The organism is Caballeronia glathei (assembly GCF_000698595.1).
GTDB classification, from domain to species: Bacteria; Pseudomonadota; Gammaproteobacteria; order Burkholderiales; family Burkholderiaceae; genus Caballeronia; species Caballeronia glathei.
In genome coordinates, this window is the sequence record NZ_JFHC01000016.1 from 80,832 (window position 1) to 103,955 (window position 23,124).

A 23,124-nucleotide genomic window follows, 5' to 3' on the forward strand; every position below is an offset into this window, starting at 1 on the left:
GTCAGTGCTTCTCAACGTTGACTCACGATCCCGCTAAGCACCGCTTCGATATCAAAGGGCGCCGCGGCGGGAACATCGCTTGCAAAGGGCCGTGCAAATTGGCGATGACGAAGTTCATCCTCAACGTGCGCGCACGTCCTGCGGCGACGTGCGCAGCGCGATCGGCGAAAACGGAACCGTTTCTTTCGGCGTCGGCAGGTCTTGCGCCGACCAGCCGCCGCCAAGCGCGCCGATCAGATCGACCGCCGTCTGCAGCCTGCGGGCCTTCACCTGGACCTTTGACAGTTCGGCGCTCAATGCAGCGATTTGCGCCACCGTGACGTTGAGGTAATCGTTGAGACCGCTCGTATAAAGCTGCATCGCGATGTCCTGCGCCTTCAGTGACGCCGTGACAGCGTCGCTTTGCTGCTTATACTCGGTGGCGAGCGTGTTCGTCAGCGACAGTTGATCCTCGACCTGCTGGAATGCTTTGAGCACTGTCGACCGATAGGTGTCCGCGGCCTGATGGAACGAGGACCAGCTCTGTTGCTCTTCGGCCCGGCGCAGTCCGCCTTCGAACAAAGGCAGCATCGCCGATGCACCGATACTCCACAGGCTGTCCGGCAGCGAAGCGAGCCCGATACCGTTGTTCTCGAAGCCGAAATTGGCACTGAGCTGGATGTTCGGATAGAACGCCGCGCGCGCGACCCCGATCGCCGCATTGGCCGCGGCCATTTCGCGCTCCGTTGCCGCGATGTCGGGTCGCCGTTGCAGCAGCGCCGACGGCACGCCGACAGGGATGGCAGGAATCGCGAACTGTTTGAGATTGCCGGGAGGCAGCGCGAAGGTCGATGGGTTCTGGCCGGCCAGCACGGCAATGGCATGTTCGAGAACCGCGCGTTGCGCTTCAATGTCCGTATCGGCTGCCTGCGCCGTGGCCAGCTGGTCGCGAGCTCGCTCGAGATCGAGGCCCGAACCGATCTTGCCGGTGTAGCGCAGCTTCGTGATGTTCACCGCGTCGCGGTAGTAGACCAGCGTCTTCGTATAGACCGCATGCTGCGCGTCGAGCCCACGCAGCATCATGTAGTCGCTTGCCAGCTGCATCTCGAGACTGAGTCGAGCCGTTGCGACGAGCGCCGCCGTGGCCTGCGCGTTGGCCTTTGCAAAGCGGGTGCGGTTGCGAATTTCTCCCCAGAAATCGGGCTCCCAGGTCGCCGCTGCGCCATATCCGAGCGACGCCTCTTCGAGTGGCAGGGACGGACTGGACGCGAGGCTGTGAAAGAGCGTATGCGCCGATTCCGCGTTTTGCGATGCGAACGCTTGCGCGCTCAGTTGCGGAAACAGCTGCGAACGGGCTTCGGCAACCACGTCGCGGGCCTGCGTATAAGTCTCCTGTGCGGCCTGCAGATCCGGGTTTGCGGCAGCGAGTCCGGCTTCGAGCCGGTCGAGTTCGCTGTCTCCGAACATCTTCCACCACGGCCCGTGTGCGAGCTGGTCTTCAGGATGGGCGAGCACGAACGGGCCGGTTCCCTTGTAGCTCATCGGCAGCATCGTCGTGTGCGGCTGCGTATAGACCGGCGCGAGGCTGCAGCCGGCAAGCGGCGCCACAAGCGCCAGCAATGTGCCGACGAGCGTGCCGGCGCGGGCGAAGGCAGGTTTGACGTGGCGCATCATTTCGAGTCCCTTCCGGCCGGGTCGGCGTCGGCAGGTTTCTTCTGGCCAGCGGCTTGCACAGGTTGCGCGACCGCGACCGTCTGCGCGATGCCGGGCACGCCGTTGACGATATCGACCTTCTGACCGTCGAGTATCCCGGCTGACGGGTTGACGACGAAGCGGTCGGTCGGCTTCAGTCCTGAGATGACCTGCACGTTCTGGCCGAGATTGAGCCCGAGCATCACGTTCTGCAGATGCACGCGGTCGTGCGAGTCCACGAGCGCGACCTGCATGCCCTGTTCACGGAACACCAGCGCCTGTTCGGGCACGACGAGTATGTTCCTGTCGGATGGCACTTTAAAGGTTACCGTCGCATAGGTGCCGGGCCACAGAAGATGGTCGGGGTTATCGGCGACCAGTTCGGTAACGACCGTTCTCGTGCGGGGATCGAATGCGTTTGCGGTGGTGAGCAGCTTCGCGTGGAACTCGCGACCCGGATACTGCGGCACCGTGAAGATCGCGTCGAGGCCCGGCTTCAGCATGCCGGCGTAGTCCTGCGGAACCGACACGAAAAGGCGCATCTCGTGCACGTCCGCCACCGAGAACAGCTCGTCGGCCGAGCCACGGGAGCTGACATCGCCGCCGGCCGGGTTGACGTAGTTGCCGATGTCCGTATCGCGCGACGTGATCACGCCGTCGAACGGCGCAACGATGCTCTTGAACTGCTCGAGCGCATGGTAGCGCTCGACGTTGTGTTCCGCCGCCATCACCATCGCATCTTTGGCGGCCGCATTCGCCATCTTGATGTCGACGTCTTCCTGCGCGACCGCTTCAGTGCCGGCGAGCGCCTTCCAGCGCGTCGCCGTGACGTCGGCCAGCTTGCTGTTGGTCTTCGCAACGGCGAGATCGGCAAGCGCTCCCTGATACTGCTGGTCGACAGTCGGCGCGTCGATCGTGGCGAGCAGCGAGCCTTTCTTGACGAAAGCACCATAGTCGACGTACCACTTTTGCACATAGCCCGATACTTGCGCATAGATCGGCGCCGTGTACCACGCATTGATGTTGCCGGGCAGGGTGACGCTGCGCATCGCAGGGCCCGGCGCGGGCCCCATCACCTGAACCTGAGGCACGGCCTCGTCATCGGTGGCCGCTTTCAGGTCCACGAAGCTGTCGTGTCGTTGAACGATGCCGAGGACGACCAGCCCGCCGAGAATCATCGCGGCGATCGCGACGGACCATTTAGCGCGGCTTTGGCTCGGTACCAGCACCTCGCGAGGAATGTTCATAGATGAGACTCCGTGGTGTCTTTGCCGTTGCGATGCATGATCGCGAACACGCAGGGGACGAATAGCAAAGTGGCGAATGTGGCGATCAGCAGACCGCCGATCACGGCGCGGCCGAGCGGCGCGTTCTGCGAATTGCTTAGCGACATCGGCAACATGCCGATGATCATCGCGAGCGCGGTCATCATCACGGGCCGGATTCGCGCATAGCCGGCTTCAATTGCCGCGGCCACTGCGTTGCCATGTGCGGCAAGGCGCTCGCGCGCGAACGACACGACCAGAATTGAGTTCGCGGTCGCGGTGCCCATGCACATGATTGCTCCGGTGAGCGCGGGCACGGAAAGGTTCGTATGGGTGAGAAAGAGACTCCACACGATGCCCGCAAGTGCGCCTGGCAAAGCGGTGATGATGATGAACGGGTCGAGCCAGGATTGAAAATTGATGACGATCACGAGGTACACCAGCAGCACCGATATCGCGAGACCGCCGAGCAGTTGCGCGTACGCGTGCTTCATCGTCGTCGCCTGACCGCGCAAGTGAATGCTCGCACCGTGCGGCAACTGTGCCTGCATCTGGTTCACGACCTTTTCCACATCGCCTTCGACCGCGCCGAGATCGCGTTGCTGGTTGCTTACATACACGTCGATGGCCGGCAGGATGTTGTAGTGCGATACCACCAGCGGCGAACCAGTCTGCGAAATCGTGCCGAGCGCGCCGAGCAGCTGCGTGCTGCTACCGCTTGGCGAGCCGTTGCCTTGATCGATCGGGATGGTCTCGAGGTCGTTCAGCGACGAAAGCTGGTCTTGCGGCGTCTGCAGGTTGACGAGGTGTGAGACGCCGTTGGCCGTGTCGAGCCAGTACGTCGGCGCTGTTTGACCACTGCCGGAAAGCGTCGCGAGCGCGTTGTTGGCGATGCTCGCTTCCGTCAGATTCACGCCGGATGCGAAGCTGCGATCCGCGTCCACTTTCAGCGTCGGTTCGTCGAATAGCTGCTGAACGTGCACGTCGGCTGCGCCCGGAATCCGGCGAAGACGCGCGGCGAGCTTTTGCGCAAAGGCCATGTTCTCGAGTTGTCCGCGGCCGGCGATCTGCACATCGATCGGCGAAGGCAAGCCGAAGTTCAGGATCTTCGCGGTGATGTCGCCCGGCAGGAACGAGAACTGCGTGCCTGGGAACATCTTCGGCAACTCGCGGCGCAGCTTCGCGCGGTATTCGTCCACGGGTGATGCCTCGTTTTTCATGCTGATCGTGATGTCGCAGTCCTGCGGCCCGATCGTGCCATTCGAGTTGTACGCTTCGTTGGTGCTGCTGGTCGGCAAGCCGCAGTTGTCGACGAGATTGGTGACTTGGCCCGGCAGGATGCGGCGAACGCCGTGATTCACGAGGTCCGCAATTTCGCCCGTGTCTTCAAGACGGGTGCCGGCCGGCGCGCGCATATGCATGTCGATCTCGTTCGACTTGATGCTCGGGAAGAAATCGCGGCCGAGAAAGGCGACGAGACCCATCGATGCAACGGCGCACGCGACGAACGTCAGCACGAAGCGCTGGCGGTGGACCACGGCAAGCGTCAGCAGGTCGCGATAGCGCTCGCGGAAGGCGGTGAAACGCCGCTCGAAGCCGCGCTGAAAGCGCGTGAAAAAGCCCGCGTTGCCGGCCGCACGGCCGTGACCGTGAACGTGAGCGGGTGCGTGCACTTGCCCGCGCAGCAGCCACGCCGCCATTGTTGGCACGAGCGTGCGCGACAGCACGAACGAGGCGAGCATCGCGTAGATGATCGCCTCGGCGAGCGGGCGGAACAGGTAGCCGGAAATGCCGCCAAGCTGAAACATCGGCAGCCACACGATACAAATGCACAGCGTCGCGACGAGCGTCGGCACGACGATCTGATTGGCGGCCGCGATGATGCCCGGCTCCAGTTCCTCGCCTGATTCCAGGTGCGTGTCGATATTTTCGATCATCACGGTCGCGTCATCGACGAGAATACCCACCGCGAGTGCAAGTCCGCCCAGTGTCATCACGTTGATCGTCTGACCGGTCAGGTGCAGCATGATGACCGAGCACAGAATCGCGAGGGGAATCGACGTCGCGACGATCAGCGTCGAACGCCAGCTGCCGAGAAAGAGCAGCACCGTCATGCCGGTGAGCAGCGCCGCGGTGACCATCTCCTGCACGACGTCGCGCACCGAATCTTTGACGAACCCGGAGGTGTCGTTGAGCGGGGTGATTTTCACGCCGGGTGGCAGCGACTTGACGATGCCGGGCAGCGCCTTCTTGATGCCTGCAACGACGGAGAGCGTCGACGCATCGCCGCTTTTCAGTATCTCGATGAGCACCGACTGCTTGCCTTTCACCAGCACCGCGTTGATTTGCGGAGGCGAGCCGCGGTGCACGTACGCGACGTCGCGCAGGTAGACCGTCGCACCGTTGACCGTCTTGATAGGCATGTTGTTGAAAGAGGGCACCGCGACCGGCGTCGAGTTCGTTTGAACCATGAAATCGAGGGCACCGATCTTCTGGTCCCCGGCCGGCAATACCACGTTTTCTTTCGCGAGCGCGTGTGCGACATCGGTGGCTGACAGGCCATGCGCGAGCAGCTTCGCCTGGTTCAGGTCGATTTCGACGTTCAGCGAGCTGCCGCCGTAAGGGTTCGGGATCGCTGTGCCGGGTACGGATACGAGCGCCGGCCGGATCAGATTGGACGCCATGTCGTAGATTTGCGCGGCCGTCATGCTGGGCGCCGAGACCTGCAGAAACAGCACCGGAACCGACGACGCGCTATACGAAAGCACCTGCGGCGGCGTGATGCCGGCTGGCATCTGCTTTAGGACGGTCTGCGAAATCGCGGTCACTTGCGCCTGAGCGGCTGCGATGTCGGTCCCCGGTTGAAAGAAGATCTTGACGACGCCTGTTCCATAGAGCGACTGGCTTTCGATGTGCTGGATATTGGCGACCGTCGTAGTCAACGCGCGCTCGTAGTAGTAGACGACGCGGCCCGACATGTCCTGCGGAGAGAGGCCGGTGTACGACCACACGACCGCGACGACTGGGATGCGGATTGCCGGAAAGATATCCGTCGGCGTCTTCAATATCGCCATCGCGCCAGCGAGCACGATGAGGATGCTCATCACCACAAATGTGAGCGGGCGGCGCAGGGCAACCAGGACAATGGCGTTCATGAAAAGGTGTTGGCGGCTTCGGGGTTGATTCTGGGCGTCGGACGTGTTTGCAGTGCTTGATGCCGCCCGGCGCGGCGCGACAAGCTGAACGGAAAACTGCGCGTCCGAATGCGTTACGGCTGCGGGGCTAGATTGCGCGCTGACGAGAGCGTCGTGAGGGTCGCGCCCCGATCTTTGCTCAACCCGCCACGCTCGCATGGTGTGGCGGATCGGGAATGGGCTTGCATCGCGTGGAACTGGTTCATGGTCGAATGCCGGTCAGTTGGGAACAAGGATGCATGATCGTTGTTCGGGATTAACCCGCATTGGCCAGCTTGATGAAGGATTCTTAATTTTCGACGGCGACGCGCCAACGCGCCGATGGGGTGGCGTGCGTGCGAAAGCGGAATGCGAGAACGCGCTGACGTGCCGATTCCGGCATATGTATCCGACCGGCTTTCTGTTCGGCTTGGGTTGGACGCGCCCATGGAAATCCACGTCGAAAGAACAGATCAAGCGCACTAAGGTAACGCGCTGTAATATACTCAAGCACGGTTAGCTAAGCGAAAGTTCCATTCCGATATCGTTCGGGATCAAACAGATGGAAGTCAGGAATTCTCGGCGGTGGGCTCCGCGTGGCCGGAACCGGTGGATCATCGCTGCCGCAGCGCTTGTTACCGCCGCCCTCATTCGGACGGCGCTTCAGCCGCTGCTTGGCAACTTCATGCCGGACACCGGCTTCCTCGTCGCCGCTATCCTCGTTCAATATTACTGCGGCCTCGCGCCTGCGCTTTGCGTGATGATCGTCGGCCTTGGTCTCGCCGACTATCTGTTCGTGCCGCCATATCGGCGTCTCGACATCATCGATCAGGCAGACATCATGCTGCTGATCTCGTATCCGTTCATCACGATCGTCATGATCACGCTTGTGGAGCGGCTCAGGCGCGAGCAGTATCGCGCCGAGCTGCTGGCCGCGGTGTCCCAGTCGCGCTACGAAATGCTTCTGCGTCACGACAACGAGCGTCTTCTCGTCCGGCGCGCCACGGTTGAGATGCGTCGCATGCTGCATTACATCGCACAATACAATCGCTCGCTGATACTCATCAGGGCACTCGATCCCGCGAACAGCGCCGCGCCTGGCAGTTTCGTCGCAGCGGCGGCGACCGCGACACCCAGCGGCATCATCGACGACGAGTCGTTTCGTGTGGGCGTAGCCTACGGTGCGAAGCATTCGCAGGTACATCAGGAAGACCTTGAACGCGTGATCGAGCGGTTGGTGCCGGGTCATCACCGCTTGCGTTTTCTATCGGCCGCACAGGGGTGGCGCCCCGTCGAATGTGTGTGCGACCGCTTCACTACGACGTCGGGCGAGTTTCTGATCCTGCGGACGGAAGAATGACCATGGGTGCGCCTCCGTTTTCTACCGCCCAGAACAGCGATCACGCCGTTCTGCTGTTGCACGGCCTGTCGAGTTCACCGCTCGAGTTGCGGTTCCTCGCGCGCTTTCTCGCCGAGGAGGGTTTCATAACGCACACACCTGAGCTGGCCGGGTATAGCGCGGGCACAGGGCATCTGCCGATGGAGCAGTGGATCAGCGCGGCGGTGGCGCAATTCGATGCGCTTGCCGTGCAGTATCGCCACGTCTCGGTGTGTGGCCTTTCGATGGGTGCGACGCTCGCCGCTGCAGTCGCGCATCAGCGGCCGGCCGCTCGCGCATTGCTGCTGCTGTCGATCACGCTCAGTTACGACGGCTGGGCAATTCCGTGGTACCTGTTCATGTTCGACTACCTCTACTACACGCCGTTGCGCTCGCGCTACCGTTATCGGGAACACGAACCGTACGGCCTGCGCAACGAGGCATTGCGCTCGAAGATCGCGCGGGCGATGCAAAAGAACGAAATCAGCGAAGTTGGACCTGCTTCCATCGCGATGCCCGCGTTGCACGAAGCGAGGCGTCTCGCCGGCTCCGTGCGAAATAAGCTGAAGGGGATTGCCACTGATTGTCTGATCATCCACGCGATCGATGACGAAACGTCGAGTCCTCATAACGCGCGTTTTGTCGAGTCGAACGTCGGGGCCGCGTTTCTCCGAACCATCTGGCTCGACGATTCATATCACATGATCACGTCGGATAACGAACGCGAGGTGGTCGCACGCGAATGCGCGCTGTTTCTGCGCGAAAGCGCGGCCGCCTCGGCGGCAAGCAACAACCCGGCGCCAGTGGTGTCCCGCGCGCTCGCACGCCGTTTGAGGCAACTGGCATCGGTGGCGGGGAAAGCATGACGCGGTTTATGGAATCGCTCAAATACCGTTGTACCGCGCTTGCAGCGGAAATCGCGTGTGGACTGATGGACTTCGCGAGCGCGGCGAACGGCGCCGAGCCGCAAGCCGACAGCGACGGAAAAATATCGGCCGGGCAGGGCGCGCCAGGACCAGGCGGTTAGGCGCCGCTGATCGGCGCCTCGAGAAGACAACCAAACTCACGGGCAAAGTCGACAGATACGCGGGCATGGACTGCGCCCTGCTTGTCGAAGAACCGCTGCGTCCCTCTGAGAGTGAACACACCTTCATGCCAGACGTTTGGATGGATGTAGAGACCCTGCTGTCCATCGAAGCGAAAGCACACGAACTTCTCTGGCGCAATGTCGTCCCCCGGCAATGCCAGTGGAACGTAGAACGGAAGACGGTCGAGAGGAAAGAACAGTTGTCCTCCGTCGGGGTGGTAGTTCGCGTGCCAAAGCAACATGCGCTCCGGAGCATTGGCGTGGTCGTCGCGGGCTGCTTCAGGTGCAGTTGCATACGCGAGGACGTAGTTACCGCTCACAGCCTCGTTTCGACCGTACAGAATATCGCCGCGCCATTCGCTCACGAATGTGCCTTCGGTCGTGCCAGCCTGATCACCGGTTCCAGGGTCTATGGGCCTTGTCCCCACTGCTGGCCACTGCACAATCTCGATCGAGCACGCGCTCGGGTCGGTCACGAGTCTGCCAAATCCATCAAGCGTTGCAGGGGTCGCGTCGACCACGGGCATCGATACGCATCTGAGGCCGGGGGGAAGGGCGGGGTTGAGGTAATCGATCTCTTGGGACATCGGCACAGTTTACATGAGTTGAAGATACTGACCGCAGTTGCTCGAACACGGCGTTTAGACGATCATCTAAAACGCAAAACGGCCATTGCGGTAACGTCGGAAACGGGTCGTGTGGACGGAAGTTCAGTGTCGGTTCTTGTTGTTCCAATAAGGATTTGGCGGCGCAATGCGTACAAATCCATTTTCGACAAGGCGAACCTCACGGGTCGTGTCAGCGCACCGGCCAATCTTTTACTGCTGCCTCTCCGCGAACGGCACCGTCGCCTCCAGAGCCATCGCGGCAAACGCGCGCACCGCGGCAGAACGGTAAGCGTTGCGTCGTTGGAGCAGTGCAGCGGGCCTGAGTTCGAGTTCAGGTCGGATTCTCGCCGCGGTCAAACCGGCTCCGGCGACATTTTCTGGCAGGATAGTCGCCACGTCGGTCTGGCGAACGATCTCAATCAGCACTGTGATGGAGTTTGCCTCTACCACGATCTCTGGACGCAGGCCCCTGCGCGCGAAGTAGCGATCCACGCTTCTGCGGATCGAAAAGGACGCGTCCAGTAATGCGAGCGGAGCGGCCAGAACTTCGGCGGGCGTCACGACCGCCTTCCGCACGGACAATCGAGCTGCTGCGGTGATCAAAGCAAGTCGTTCCTTGTGTAGGGGGGTCGCTTCGATATCCTCTACCTGCATATCGCCAAAACCGATACCCAGGTCCAACCTGTCGTCCCGAAGTGCCGGCTCGATTTCCTCCTGCTGCGACGCGACGCGAATCGACAGCGAGATCCCCGGATAACTTGATCTGAAGCGCTGCACCAGCGGGCCGATCAGATAGCTTGCGACGGTCGGCGTCACGCCAAGGCGGAGCGATCCGGTTGAAAGATCCTCGACATCCCGCACCGCGCGAGCGGCTTCGTCGAGCTCCTCCAGGATATGGCGGACATAACGAAGGTACACGGCCCCCCGATCCGTAGGACGGACCTGGCGCCCGCTTCTGTCCAGTAGTTGAGCGCCCAGGCGATCTTCCAGTTCCTTGATCTGCTGCGATAGCGCCGGCTGTGAAACATGCAGGACCTGTGCCGCCCGGGTAAAGCTGCCGTTGTCGACGACCGCCGTGAGATATCGGATATGGCGGAGAAGCATTGTCTATAACCTCAACTTATAGAAAGCGTAAGGAACGAGTCTTGGACGATTATGCATCCAATCCATATTCTGTAGTCAAGACGCGCAACGAAACACGTCGATTCCGCGATGGCGGAAAGTGCCCATCGCATGACTGACGCCTGAGAATCAGAGCGGGCGTTGCCCCAATTAAAGGAGAGTTGATATGCAACAATTTGCCCGAGTTCTCGTCAATGACCGTGCCGTTCCCATCATCATCGTTGGCGGTGAGCATCTGGATCTGCGCCCGGTCGCGGCGGACATCACGCCTGACGTCATCGCGAGCGGCGTCCTGAACGAGGTCGATACGGCCGCGCTCGATCCGCTGCGCGGCGAACACACCTATCTCGCGCCAGTCAATGGTATCAGTCAGATCGCAGCGACCGGTTTCAACTACAAGAAACACATCGAAGAGTTCAAGATGACGCCGCCAACCGAACCGGAAGTCTTTCTCAAGGCGGTGACCTCGCTTGCCGGCCCGAACGACCCGATTTCCCGTGGCCCCAACGCCGGCACGAAGCTGGATTGGGAGGTGGAGCTGGCAATCATCGTGGGGCGCGAGGCCCGGGACATCGCGGCAGCCGACGCCGCCGACTATATCTTCGGTTATGTCTGCATCAACGACATCTCGGACCGCGCAACCCAGGTCGACGAAAAAGGCGGCCAGCACCTGGTGCGTGCCAAGTCACGCCCCGGCTATTCACCGATCGGACCGTACCTGGCAACCGGCGTCGATGGTGCGAACCTGGGACTGTGGACAAAGTTGAACGGCCAGTTCGAGCAGCAAGGCAACACGAGCGACATGCTGTTCTCGATCGGCGAGATGCTCGCCTACTTCTCGACGCACATGACGCTGCTTCCTGGCGACATCCTTGCGACAGGAACACCGCCTGGAGTCGGGTTCGGTAAAAACCGATTCATGGAGCCCGGCGACGTGCTGGAATGCGGCATCACGCATCTTGGCGCACAGCGGCACCTGATTCTGGCCTGAAGGCGATGGTGCGAGGTCGGTGTGGACGTTCCCGACCTCGAGCCATCATGGGCGACATGCATTTTTCGTGCGCACCTTGGTTCCCATCGAATCCGCGGTTTCAACTCTCACGAACGATTGCTTACACCATGCACACCATGATCAGGCTATGGCGGGAATACAAAGGTCTCGTCGCGTTGGTGCTTCTGATGACCTTCTTCCGCAGTGCGATCGCCGACTGGAACGTCGTGCCAAGCGGTTCGATGCTGCCAACCATTCGCCCCGGCGATCACATCATCGTTGACAAGATGGCCTATGAACTGCGCATCCCGCTGACTCACATCGGAGTCGCGCGTCTGAGTGACCCTAGACGCGACGACATCGTGACGATCGACTCATCGGCAGCGCACGAACTTCTCGTCAAACGGGTCATTGGCATACCTGGCGACAGCGTGGCCATGCGTAACAACGTGCTATTCCTTAACGGCAAGCGAGCAGACTACCGGCCGCTCGGGTTCGATCAATTGCCGGGCGATGCAAGCTCGCACGCCGAATATCTCACCGAGCAGTTCGACGGTGTTGCGCACAAGGTGCGTCTGTCGCTCGACGCTCCGAGTCCTCGCAGTTCGTTCGGGCCGGTCGTCGTGCCGGCTGGCGAGTATTTGATGCTAGGCGACAATCGTGACGACAGTGCGGACTCTCGCTATTTTGGATTCTTCCCGCGCACCGAGATCATGGGCCGGGTGCGTCGGGTCGCCTTCTCGCTGGACCCGACTCACTTCGATTTGCCGCGACCCGACCGGTTTGGCAAACGTCTGGTTATCCCTCCCGGCTAAGGGGATCGCTCCGCCGAGACAAGATGAGCGGGTTCTTGACCGGATCCAATTCGACGAAGCTCGTCGAGCACGGCCGCCACCTTCGGCAACTTCGCGCGATCGCGCGCGTACGCCGCGAAAACATCCAGATCTTCAAATGAAAGGCCCGGCGCGGCATTGACCAGACTGCCGTTCGCTATCGGCGCATTGGCGGCATACATAGGCAACACGGCCACCCCTAGTCCCGAGCCACAGAGGTCGAGAAGCGCGTACACATCGCTGACGGTCATTCTGGGCGTCAAGCGAAGCTCGGCTGGTTCGCCACGCCAGATCACCTGCCAGGTGGTCCGGGGCGCGTAAGTCCTCAACGCAAGGCAATCATGGGCGCCCAGTTGCGAGAGTTCCGTGATCGTGCCATGCGTCTCCAGATAGTCGGGCGAAGCGCACAGGCACCGGCCGAATGACGCGATCCGTTCCTCTCTGATTCCGGATTGTGGCGTAGTGGAAGTCCTCACCGCGATATCGTAAGTGCCTTCACTCAGATCCACGTACCGGTCGGACAGATCCAGTTCAAAGCGCAACTTCGGATAGCGCCTCGCGACCCGGGCGAGGGCGGGCACCACGCTCGCGCGCCCCAACGCTGTCGGCATGGTGATGCGGATGAGCCCCTCCGGCTCCGCCGTACCACGCTGAGCGCGCGCATCGGCGTCCCTTAAGCGCAGAAGAATGTCGTGAAGCTCGCTGGCGTACGAGAGGCCCGCATCTGTCAACGCAACGTGCCGCGTGGTTCGCTCGATCAGGCGTACGCCCAGTCTTGCCTCCAGAGTGGCGATCCGCCTGCTGATGGTGGATTGGGTGACGCCGAGCTCCCTCGCTGCCACCCCGAAGCCGCCACATTCCGCGACAGCCAGGAAGGTTTCTGCTTCGAACAGGCCCATGTTATTCATGCGAATTCTCGATAAGTTATATCCGTCGTGGCAATGTTAATCGATGGCGCGGATCAATGTACTCTGCGTTCAGCGTCGAGGTTCCCACGGAGCCGGACGAAACCGTTAAATGGAGTACCAAATGAACGCCACAGATAAAGCAGCCATCTACTACGCGGATGCTACTGAGTTAGCCCGCCTGGTGCGGAACCGGGCCTTGTCGCCGGTTGAAGTGATCCAAGCTCATCTGGACCGTATCGAAGCAACCAATCCGAAGGTGAACGCAGTTGTCACGTTGATGGGAGAGGAGGCACTGAAGGCCGCGAAAGTCGCCGAAAAGGCTGTCCTGAACGGCGATGCGCTTGGACCTTTGCACGGCGTGCCGTTTTCTATCAAGGATTCATTGGACACCGCGGGCGTCCGGACCCAGCGCGGCTCGAAGCTCTTCGCAGCAAACGTCCCTGAGGGAGACGCCACGTCGGTCGCGCGCTTCAAGGCCGCCGGCGGCATCCCTTTGATGAAGACCAATCTTCCCGAGTTTTCCGCGTGGACTGAAACAGACAACCTGGTAACCGGCCGCACCAACAACCCGTGGAATCTCGAACGCACGCCAGGTGGATCCTCCGGCGGGGAGTCGGCCGCGATTGCCGCCGGCATGTCGCCGATTGGCATCGGCAGTGATGTTGCGATCTCGGTGCGCGGGCCCGCCGCATTCACCGGCATCGCCGCGCTCAAGGCCACGCACGGCCGCATTCCTTACACCGGTCACTTCCCGACGGTGACGTCCCGCTGGTGGCACGTCGGACCGATGGCTCGCACAGTGCGTGACGTTGCCTTGGGCTATTCGATTCTTCGCGGAACAGATGGAGTCGATGGCTACGCGGTGCACGCGAGAAACGCCGCACCCGATGACCGCAGAATCGCGGGTCAGTCGATCCGTGTCGGCTGGGTGTCGGATGCGGCGTTTGGACCCGTGGATCCGGAAATTACAGCAGCCGTCGCGAGCGCCGCGGCCCGGCTTGCCGACCTCGGATGCGAGGTGGAAGAGGTGAGCCTGCCTTTCCTCGGCGACCCGCTGTCAGCGCTCATGACGGTCGTCTTCGGAGAGATCGTGCCTTACGTCAAGTCGCTCGCAGCCGGCCGTGAATCCGAGCTGCACGCGATCGGTGTGGGTATTGTTGAAAGGTCGAATCCTTCGTTCACGGATTTCAACAGCGCGCTGACTCAGGCTGAGGCGCTCAGGTCCGCATTTGCTGGCTACTTCCAGAAGTACGACGCGTTGCTGTGTCCCGTCAATCCGATGACCGCGACACCACACGGTGCTCAGGAACTGATCGTCAATGGCACGGTGGTTCCCTGGACTCACGTCATGAGTGCAACGTCGCCGTTCAACCTGACGGGTCTGCCTGCACTCTCGGTCCCGTATGGCCTCAGCTCGGAGAGCCTGCCCATCGGCGTTCAACTGGTGTCGAGCTGGACCGACGAGGCAACCATCCTGCGACTGGGGGCACTGATCGAACGCAGGGGCGGTCTCGGCAATCGACGACCCATGCTCTGATCCGTTCGGCTACACAGTGCAGCGCGCCTCCTGCGCATGACGTATTCACGGAGGCCGGGGCGGCTCGCTTCGGCTGCCGGAATCAGGGCGCGCTGTGCTGCTGAACGAACGCCAGACGTTTGCGCTGGGCGGGTCGTACTCGGCCTGCGAAAGGCATTGTTTCTACTTGAGACTGGATACCCGGAGTGCATCGAGCGTCCCGGTGCGCGATGCGCCGGGGATCGAATCCGGTCTCGCAGCCGGTCTTGCAGCCAAGAGCCGCCGTTCTTTCTCGTCCTGGATCGGACATGCAGGCGTCAGTTCCATCTCGGAAGCGGTCCTTCGATCCGCGATTCTCGCGCCGCTTCGTCGGCCACAGCGGTCGTGGTCCCTCAAGGCGTCAACGGAAGGCATGGGTTTGCGGACGTTCCCACGATCAAGCCAGTTCGCGCATTCGGAGTTCCATGTCCGCTTTAATTCACGCCCGAGGTTGAAGCGCTCGTTGTCGCATCGCTGCCAACAGGTTGTAGCGCGGCATGAGAGCGGTTCTCGTCCGCAGTCGTTCTATTGCGGCATTTGTTGGCGCCGGTACTCGTTCTTCTTCATCTGCAGATACTCCTGCTCGTCCAACTCATGCAATTGGCGTTGGTACTGTTCTGTTGAATCGAACCATGACGCAAAGCGTTGATCGACGCGTTTGTCGGCAGGAAGGGCGAGTGAACCCAGATATGCATCGATGGCAAGGTAGTAGCGCATCGTATTGCGCTCGACGAGGCCGCGCACGCCGCCGATGTATTCGCCGCTCGACGCCTTCGTAAAGCCGACTTTCGCGCTGCCTATGGTCGCGAGATAGGTCTTCATCGCAATACGGCCTGCCATGCCGAATCCATACGAATACGTGAGGTGCAAGAAGGTCCGCCCTTTGCCGATACCGACGGCCTCGAGCACTATGCGATAGTCCTTCGTGCTGAGCGGTCCCTTCGCTGCGCTCAGATCGACCTGGAAGTAGTCGGGAGTCGTCGCCACCGAACGGTAATTGAACTGCACGCGGAACGTGTCGTTGAGTTCCTGTTCGGTTTTCTTGCCGACGTTCATGCTGATCGTCGCGCCGTTGTTGCCTGAAGTGGCATGACAGTACTTCGTGTTCAGATGCAGGATCAGCACTTCGCACCAGTTCGCAGGGCCTTGCTGCGGGTCGTTGAATGCGCTGTTGACGGTCGCGAACGGATAATCGACGACGGCGTAGATATCGCCCTTTAGCGTGTCCTGCGTTTCTTCCGAGTCCAGATGGATCGGGCGATGAAACACATTCGACTTGAGCTGCGGCGCGAAGGTGTCGTACTTGTTCCTGAGCGCGGTGGCATTGTCGTCGGCCGATGTCAGCGCCCCGAACGAGAGGCCCAGCAGCGCGAGCGCAACTAACGCGAGCCGCTTGGTGATACGCACGATCCGCTGGGTGGTCATGACAGCGCGCCCCCGCTGAGTCAGGCAAATCTCGCACGAATGTAGCAGAGCCGCCATCAAATGCGGATGAGCCATTCGAGCACACAGGCAATTTGAACCAATATAGCCGGATTTCGATTACCACCAGCGCCAGATACCCGCAGCCCAGCCGGCGAGCGGAATATGAGCCCAGGACGTTGCGAGCCAGACAACAAGTCCACCGAGAAGCACTTGCAGGCTGAATCCGCCCAGTCGCGCACGGCCGGCAGCAATCGCTGCGAACGGCAAGTAGCTCGTCTTCGACTCCCATGCGGGCCAGAGATCGGGCTGGAGCCGCTCTTTCTTCCGATCCTGCAACGCCGCGCCGACAAGTGCAAGGAGGACGATAGCCGCGGCGACGATGATGTTTTTCGCCACCGGGAACACTGCGATGTGGCACAAGCCCCAAAGCGCGAACGACCACATCATCGGGTGGCGTGTCACCGCGTACACGCCCCGCGCTGTTTCCGGGAGCGAGGCAGGCCGGCCTCCAGTGGGAAGCGCCGGATTGCGGATCAGAGAGCCCACCAGGAGGACCGACGCGATCAGCATGAGCACGGTCACAACCGCCCAGAGTCCGTCCCCCACCGCCCACAGTTGCGCGGTCAAGGGCGCGTTCCGGTAAGCCACGATCAGCCAGCCGAACGTGAGGAGCGCAATCAGCGAATACACGCCCTGGAATTGCGCTTGGCCAATTGCACGGACCAGGCGCCCGCGCAATGGATGGGACAAGAGAAAGTGGCTGCCCACGAAGCCGATCGCCGCCGCCACAACTGCATTGATGCTTCCCATTGCGCCCGCTCCTCAAGATGCGTCAGAAGTTTCACGGGACAAAGGAGTATCCGCCGCCCATCCGCCGTGAAAACCGAATGGCACACGCACTGGCAGATGGATAGTCGCGATCGGGTCGCCGGCGAAGTCCTGTGCGTCGAGGATGACCACGTCGCTGAGATCGTGGTTGCCGTCGTAGACGTAGGACATAATCCAGCCGTCGTCCTCCTGCACAGCGTCTGAGCGTCGCACGAACACCGGCTCGAGCGTCATCCGGCCCGCGCCGTAGTCATGTACCTCGGATGTGCCGCGCACCATGTCGTGTTTTCTGGCCGGACCAAATGAGACCTGGTCGCCCCAGTGGGCCGTATAGGCATACTGGTAAGACTGTCCTTCGAAGCGCCCGTTGATTCGCGGAAATTCATTGCCGCGTTCGTCAAGGACCGTTTCGCTCAGTTGACCGCTACTGCGTTCGAGCGTCCACCGAACGAGCACCGGCACGCCCTCGTTGGGACCGTGGTGGTCGCGCTCGAACATGCGTGGGTGCCGGATAAGGTCAATAATCGTTAGGTTGCCCTCGTCATAGGCATTGACGAAGTGAAATACGAAGCAGCGCGGCGCGGCAAACCATTGAAGGCGTGAGACGTCGCCGTCCCGTGGCAGCAGACCGATTCTGGAATCGCGGCTTTCATCCCAGAGCCACGGAAACGCGGCTCGCGCGCTCTGCGGCTGGAACGTCACGGGCAGGTCGGGTACGACGATGAATGATGCCGTGAACGCGACGTCGTGAATCAGCGGGACATGGGGCAGGTCGATGCGCGCTTTGGTGGTCGCGCGACCGTCGCGTCCGACTGAGACGTACCTGATCGGTTCTCCTGGTTCGTACGTCAACGCGTGCTGCTCGCCGGTGACCGGGTCGAACTTGGGATGCCCTGTGAAGCCAGCTTCCAGCGTCCCGCCAAAGTCAGAGCGCGCGACACTTTCCAACTCGTAGTCGAGCTCAACCGGCAAGTTGCCAGCTTCGACAACCGCATACACCTTGTCCCCGACCCGGGTGAAGTTGGTATTCACCGGTCCGTCACGGCGCTGCGGCGCCGGGCCAGGTATCGGTTCGAGTCCCAGGGCAGCAGATGCAGTCGCATCCTTGACGAAGCGGCTCCGGAACCACTCCGCCTTGCCGTCGCGAAGCCGCAGACCGTGCGCCATCCCCGTTGCGGCAAACCAGTGATAGCGCGTCGCATCGGGTGCCGCCGCCGGATTTGGGCCGATTCGCAGGAAGCGGCCGCTAAGTTCTTCAGGAATGTTGCCAGTCACCTTCAGGTCGAACGCGGTCGTTTCGACCTCGACAGGTGCGAAATTGGCCGTGAGATAGGCACTTCCGGATGAAACAGGGTGAACGGATTGATGAGTCATTTTGGGTGGCTGCTCGCAATGTGATGAGGTATCATTTTGATGAACTCCGAACGGCGAGTCAAGAAAAAGTTATTACCTATCACATTGAGTTAGACACACCGATGAGCAAAGACACAGCTGCAAAGGCGCCAGCGAAGCGTTCCCGAGACCGGAAGAGCTACCACCACGGCGATCTGCGAAGGGCTTTGCTCGACGCGGCGCGAGAAGAAGTCGCGGCAAACGGCGCCCAAAGCCTGACTCTCGCGTCGCTTGCACGGCGTGCCGGCGTTGCCCAGTCGGCACCCTACCGTCACTTTGTGGACCGGGACGACCTGCTGATCGCGGTGGCTGCAGAGGGATTTCAGGAGCTATCGGTGGCACTGCGCAGCGCGGCCGACGCCAACGGCGAGGAGGGGAGCGTCAGGCGCATGGCTGCCGCATACCTCCAGTTCGGGGAAAGAAATGTTGAGCGCTATCGATTGATGTTCGCTTCGCGCCTGGTTCCCGACGCTCCATCGGATAGCCTGCTGGCTGAGGCTGCCGAGGCGAGCTATCAGTTGCTCCTTACGGGTGTTGATGACCGTGCTGCGGGCGGGTCAAATGGGTCCGCCACTGCAGTGTGGGCCCAGTTGCACGGGTTGGTGATGTTAAAGGCTGACGGCTTCGTTTCCGATCCGCTCGAGGCATTGCTCCCGGAGCTTGCTCTGTAAGCGTTCCGCGCGGAGACCAGCACATTTTCCCGTGAGCAGTCGCTTTAGCTTCGGTCGCGACCCTTCAGGTTGCTCACTCCCCAACGGGGGCAACGGGTCGGCGAGGGACGTTCGGCGGTGATGTCGGGTACTCCGCGCCCCAGTGTGCGGACCGGTCGTCTTGTGTCCTACGCGGACCAATCGGGGCGGAGCGCTCGGTTGTTCAACGTCGGAGCGCAGGCGGGCCGAGGCTGTGTCAAAACCTGCCTGATCGCCTAGACTGAATCAACCTGTTAGCGCGAGAGGCGGAGATGGGGCGATTTGTCGAAGGTGCGAACCGCAATCAGGCAACGTTGCTGCCGGAATGTCTCGAGGACTTTATCGCCGAAGACAACCCTGTCCGGATCGTCGATGCATTCGTAGACGAGCTCGATCTGGCTTCTATGGGATTCGAACGCATCACGCCCGCGATCACAGGTCGACCGTCTTACCATCCGGCCGTTCTGCTCAAGCTCTATATATACGGCTATCTCAACCGCGTGCAGTCGAGCCGACGTCTGGAGCGGGAGTGTCAGCGCAATGTCGAACTGATGTGGCTGACCGGTCGCCTCGCACCGGACTTCAAAACGATTGCCGAATTCAGACGCAGCAATGGTGCCGGCATTCGCAACGTATGCCGGCGCTTCGTGATCATATGCCGTGACCTGAAGCTCTTCACGCAAGCGGTCGTCGCCATCGACGGTAGCAAGTTCAAGGCAGTCAATAGCCGCGATAACAACTTCACGTCCAACAAGATTGCAAGGCGGCAGGAACAGATCGAGCAAAGCATTCAGCGTTATTTGGATGCCCTGGAGACGGCTGATCGCACGCAACCAGCCGAAGTGGAAGCGAAAACCGAACGGCTAAGGGAAAAGATCGAGACGCTGCGCGAGCAGATGCGCGATCTGGATCGTGCCGCAGAACTGTTGAATGATTTGCCGGGCAAACAGGTCTCGCCAACTGATCCCGATTCACGCTCGATGATGTCGCAAGCCAAGGGCACGGGCGTAGTTGGCTACAACGTTCAGGTGGCTGTCGATACGAGGCATCACCTCATTGTGACCCACGAAGTTACGAACGTCGGAAGCGATCGCACGCAGTTAAGCCCGATAGCCAAGGCCGCTCGCGATGCCATGGGCAAGAAGAAGATCAAGGCACTGGCCGATCGCGGATACTTCAGCGCGCCGGAGATCAAGGCATGCGACGACGCTGGTATTACGCCACTGGTGCCAAAAACGCACACCTCCAATGCAAAGGCCGATGGACGGTTCGACAGGGCCGACTTCATCTACATTGCCCAGGATGACGAGTACCTGTGCCCGGCAGGGCAGCGGGCGATTTATCGATACACCTCCTTCGAAAGTGCCAATTCACTGGAACTGCGAACGTACTGGAGCAGTGCTTGTCCGAAGTGCCCAATGAAAAGGCAGTGCACGCCAGCTGATTACCGGCGTATCCGACGATGGGAACACGAAGATGTGCTTGAGGCGATGCAGTCCAGGCTGGATCGCCAGCTCGACGCCATGACGATACGACGCCGGACAGTCGAGCACGTGTTCGGCACCCTCAAACACTGGATGGGTTCAACCCACTTCCAGACGCGCGGGCTCGGCCATGTCGCGGCCGAAATGAGTTTGCATGTGCTGGCATGCAACCTTAAGCGCGTCATCAGGATTCTCGGATTCGCAAAGACGATGCGCGCAATGAAGCTGGCGGGCGCTTGAATTCGCGTGCCGACGCTGTTTGCTGGAAAGTCAAGATCACGTCATTCGTCTATGTCCCGGTCCAGCGCAACTGCGCTCCCAACCGAGCTTCACCCGTCGGCCGTTCTGTACGTTTTTACACAGCCTCGGGCCAGTTTCGGCCGTTCGCCATCGCTGCGACGCTGACACTCGACCATCTCTTTCGCTCGGACATCGGCCATCTTCAGGTGAGCCGAGCGCATGGGCCAGGCTCGCTGGACCGAGCGACGTCAGTTGGCAATGGCCGGCTCCCGCCGGGCACTCCTGCGCAGGAAATCGGCGGGTACACCATACGTTCGGAGGAACGCTCGGCGCATACGTTCCCGGTCCAAGAAACCCGTTTCCTGCGCCACCACGTTAATCGTGTGGCGGCCTTGCTCAATCATGAATCTGGCTGCTTCCAGGCGAAGCTGTTCCACCGCTTTGGCCGGCGACTGACCGGTTTCAGCGACGAAGGCGCGGCTGAACTGGCGAGGGCTGAGGTTGGCCACATCAGCAAGCTCCTCAATGGTGAGCGGGTTGCGCAGGTTGCGGCGAATATGCGCGAGGACCAATTCAATTCGATCGGATTTCGGCGTCATGTCCAGCAGTGCGGAATGCTGCATCTGACCACCAAGCCGACGCTGATTCATGACAAGCAGTCTGGCAACCATTTTTGCGGCATCGGGGCCGAGGTCGTTGTCGAGCAACGCCAGGGCGAGATCGATGCCGGCCGTCATTCCCGCCGAAGTCCAGAATGAACCGTCGTTGACAAATATCCGGTCTTCTTCTGTGCGGACTTTCGGGAAACGCACCCTGAATTCGGACGCGTGTGCCCAATGCATGGTTGCGCGTCTGCCATCCAGTAGTCCTGCCTCGGCGAGGACGAATGCGCCACTGCAGATCGAGGCCACTCGTCTGGATACCTTGGCTGCTTCTTTCACGAATGCAACCACGGGGGCATCGGAAGACGGCATTTTCATTTCGGTTATCGAGCCCACGATGACCGTGTCGAATGCCGGATCGCCAAACGCCTCGGTTTCCAACGTCATACCGCCCGAAGACACAACAGGACCGCCGTGTTCAGACAAGAGATGGACGTCGTAGCACTTGCCTCTCGGCGGCATGTTCGCGATCTCGAATACGGTAAGGGCCGCGAGGCTCATCATCTGAAATCTTCTCGGCACTATGAAGCCAATCCGGTGCATATCTGATCCTGCCGTTCGCCATACGAACGTGGTGTGAATGAGCGCCGTCCGGGTCGAATTCCCGAATAGCAAACTGGTGAACCTGAGTAGCGAGCTTTTCTGCGCCCGAGGACGGATGTCATGAATGGTGGCAACAACGACATACATCGTAATAGCCCGCCACGTTAAGGTACAAGCACTTCTCTTATCCTCCTCGCAGCCAGCGAAAGGAACATCATAATGTCCAAAATCATCCGCGCCGCAGCCGTCCAGATTGCGCCCGTCCTCTATAGCCGGGAAGGCACTGTCGATAAAGTCGTCAGAAAAATTCTGGAGCTCGGCAAGCAGGGCGTCCAGTTCGCGACTTTCCCTGAGACAATCGTTCCCTATTATCCGTACTTTTCGTTCATCGAATCGCCATTTGCAATGGGTGCCGAGCATTACAAACTGCTCGGGCAGGCAGTGACGGTCCCGTCGGACACGACTCGCGCAATCGGCGAAGCCGCACGCCAGGCCGGGATGGTTGTGTCGATTGGGGTCAACGAACGCGACGGCGGCACGATCTACAACACGCAACTGCTGTTCGATGCCGATGGCACGCTCGTGCAGCGCCGCCGGAAGCTCTCGCCGACTTATCACGAGCGAATGGTCTGGGGAATGGGCGATGGTTCTGGCTTGCGTGCAATCGATACCGCCGTGGGCCGGGTCGGCCAACTGGCCTGCTGGGAGCACTACAACCCGCTCGCACGTTACGCGCTGATGGCCGATGGTGAGGAAATCCATTCAGCCATGTATCCGGGTTCGTTCGCTGGTGATCTTTTCTCGGAGCAGATCTCCGTCAACATCCGCCAGCACGCACTGGAGGCGGGTGCCTTCGTGGTCAACGCGACGGCCTGGCTGAGGCCCGAACAGCAACAGCAGATTCTGCAGGATACCAATACAACGCAGATCGGCCCGATCTCCAGCGGCTGTTTCACCGCCATTGTTTCGCCGGACGGCGAGTACATGGGTGGCGAACCGCTGCGTGAAGGGGAGGGCGAGATCATCGCCGATCTGGATTTCTGGCAGATCGACAAGCGCAAACGCCTGATGGACTCGCGTGGTCATTACAGCCGTCCCGACGTGCTCGGGCTTGTGATCGACCGCACGCCGAAGCTGCACGTCATCGAGCGATCGGTGCGCGCGCCGGCTGAAGAGCCAGTCAGCGATCTGGAAGAGCTCGCTTGAGCCGCATGTGGAATCGCGCGATACCGTCGTCGAGTGCGCATCGCACACGTGCGATGCGACAGAC

General features: G+C 60.9%; 18 protein-coding genes. 8 read left to right on the top strand and 10 right to left on the bottom strand.

Features of this window, described 5'->3' with window-relative positions; all coding sequences use genetic code 11:
- Positions 1–120: 120 nt before the first annotated feature.
- From BG61_RS12885 to BG61_RS12895, 3 genes are read right to left on the bottom strand one after another with little or no spacing between them, the layout of a single operon-like run.
- Positions 121–1,653: an efflux transporter outer membrane subunit gene (locus BG61_RS12885; protein WP_129572263.1), complete on the bottom strand. Its 1,533-nt coding sequence runs from the start codon at positions 1,651–1,653 to the stop codon at positions 121–123.
- A complete protein-coding gene (locus BG61_RS12890; protein ID WP_051672471.1) occupies positions 1,650–2,918 on the bottom strand; it encodes an efflux RND transporter periplasmic adaptor subunit in 1,269 nt (422 codons plus the stop codon). Before BG61_RS12890 ends, BG61_RS12885 begins: the two co-directional genes overlap by 4 nt.
- The gene (locus BG61_RS12895; protein WP_232256388.1) at positions 2,915–6,289 is read right to left on the bottom strand and encodes an efflux RND transporter permease subunit; all 3,375 of its coding nucleotides are present in this window, start codon (positions 6,287–6,289) and stop codon (positions 2,915–2,917) included. The genes BG61_RS12890 and BG61_RS12895 overlap by 4 nt, the downstream gene beginning before the upstream one ends.
- Positions 6,290–6,671: 382 nt before the next feature.
- Here BG61_RS12895 and BG61_RS12900 point away from each other — a divergent pair, with 382 nt between their 5' ends.
- Together BG61_RS12900 and BG61_RS12905 are read left to right on the top strand one after the other, a co-directional pair.
- Positions 6,672–7,469, top strand: a complete 798-nt coding sequence (locus BG61_RS12900; protein ID WP_035937738.1) for a DUF4118 domain-containing protein — start codon at positions 6,672–6,674, stop codon at positions 7,467–7,469.
- A 2-nt stretch (positions 7,470–7,471) separates the two neighbouring features.
- Positions 7,472–8,353, top strand: coding sequence for an alpha/beta hydrolase (locus BG61_RS12905; RefSeq protein WP_051672472.1), 882 nt, complete (start codon positions 7,472–7,474; stop codon positions 8,351–8,353).
- Positions 8,354–8,510: 157 nt separating this feature from the next.
- Here the strand turns inward: BG61_RS12905 and BG61_RS12910 are convergent, their stop codons facing one another.
- Entirely contained in the window at positions 8,511–9,161 is a 651-nt protein-coding gene (locus BG61_RS12910; protein ID WP_035937734.1) for an ureidoglycolate lyase, read from the bottom strand.
- 231 nt (positions 9,162–9,392) lie between these two features.
- Entirely contained in the window at positions 9,393–10,286 is an 894-nt protein-coding gene (gene cynR, locus BG61_RS12915; RefSeq protein ID WP_035937733.1) for a transcriptional regulator CynR, read from the bottom strand.
- 184 nt (positions 10,287–10,470) lie between these two features.
- On the opposite strand from cynR, the gene BG61_RS12920 reads away from it, so the two are divergent.
- Positions 10,471–11,295, top strand: coding sequence for a fumarylacetoacetate hydrolase family protein (locus BG61_RS12920; protein ID WP_035937731.1), 825 nt, complete (start codon positions 10,471–10,473; stop codon positions 11,293–11,295).
- A gap of 128 nt (positions 11,296–11,423) precedes the next feature.
- Positions 11,424–12,110, top strand: coding sequence for a signal peptidase I (lepB, locus tag BG61_RS12925; protein WP_035937730.1), 687 nt, complete (start codon positions 11,424–11,426; stop codon positions 12,108–12,110).
- Here the strand turns inward: lepB and BG61_RS12930 are convergent.
- Positions 12,107–13,036, bottom strand: coding sequence for a LysR family transcriptional regulator (locus BG61_RS12930; RefSeq protein ID WP_051672473.1), 930 nt, complete (start codon positions 13,034–13,036; stop codon positions 12,107–12,109). The genes lepB and BG61_RS12930 overlap by 4 nt on opposite strands.
- A 121-nt stretch (positions 13,037–13,157) precedes the next feature.
- Between BG61_RS12930 and BG61_RS12935 the strand changes: the two genes are divergently transcribed.
- Positions 13,158–14,573, top strand: coding sequence for an amidase (locus tag BG61_RS12935; RefSeq protein ID WP_035937844.1), 1,416 nt, complete (start codon positions 13,158–13,160; stop codon positions 14,571–14,573).
- Positions 14,574–15,116: 543 nt separating this feature from the next.
- On the opposite strand, the gene BG61_RS12940 is transcribed toward BG61_RS12935, so the two are convergent.
- The 3 genes from BG61_RS12940 to BG61_RS12950 all read right to left on the bottom strand — a co-directional run bounded on the left by BG61_RS12940 (position 15,117) and on the right by BG61_RS12950 (position 18,218).
- Positions 15,117–16,016: a hypothetical protein gene (locus BG61_RS12940; protein ID WP_081868056.1), complete on the bottom strand. Its 900-nt coding sequence runs from the start codon at positions 16,014–16,016 to the stop codon at positions 15,117–15,119.
- A 117-nt stretch (positions 16,017–16,133) separates the two neighbouring features.
- Positions 16,134–16,826: an NnrU family protein gene (locus BG61_RS12945; RefSeq protein ID WP_035937729.1), complete on the bottom strand. Its 693-nt coding sequence runs from the start codon at positions 16,824–16,826 to the stop codon at positions 16,134–16,136.
- Between the two features lie 12 nt (positions 16,827–16,838).
- Positions 16,839–18,218 carry a carotenoid oxygenase family protein gene (locus BG61_RS12950; protein WP_035937727.1) on the bottom strand — a complete coding sequence of 460 codons (1,380 nt, stop codon included), beginning with the start codon at positions 18,216–18,218 and terminating at the stop codon, positions 16,839–16,841.
- Here BG61_RS12950 and BG61_RS12955 point away from each other — a divergent pair.
- Both BG61_RS12955 and BG61_RS12960 read left to right on the top strand, forming a co-directional pair.
- A complete protein-coding gene (locus tag BG61_RS12955) occupies positions 18,188–18,907 on the top strand; it encodes a TetR/AcrR family transcriptional regulator (protein ID WP_232256387.1) in 720 nt (239 codons plus the stop codon). The genes BG61_RS12950 and BG61_RS12955 overlap by 31 nt on opposite strands.
- Positions 18,908–19,197: 290 nt before the next feature.
- Positions 19,198–20,649: an IS1182 family transposase gene (locus BG61_RS12960; protein ID WP_035937724.1), complete on the top strand. Its 1,452-nt coding sequence runs from the start codon at positions 19,198–19,200 to the stop codon at positions 20,647–20,649.
- A gap of 248 nt (positions 20,650–20,897) precedes the next feature.
- On the opposite strand, the gene BG61_RS12965 is transcribed toward BG61_RS12960, so the two are convergent.
- Positions 20,898–21,854, bottom strand: a complete 957-nt coding sequence (locus BG61_RS12965) for a GlxA family transcriptional regulator (RefSeq protein WP_035937723.1) — start codon at positions 21,852–21,854, stop codon at positions 20,898–20,900.
- Positions 21,855–22,073: 219 nt separating this feature from the next.
- On the opposite strand from BG61_RS12965, the gene BG61_RS12970 reads away from it, so the two are divergent.
- On the top strand, positions 22,074–23,060 hold the full coding sequence (locus BG61_RS12970) for a nitrilase-related carbon-nitrogen hydrolase (protein WP_035937721.1): 987 nt from the start codon (positions 22,074–22,076) through the stop codon (positions 23,058–23,060).
- Positions 23,061–23,124 lie beyond the last annotated feature (64 nt).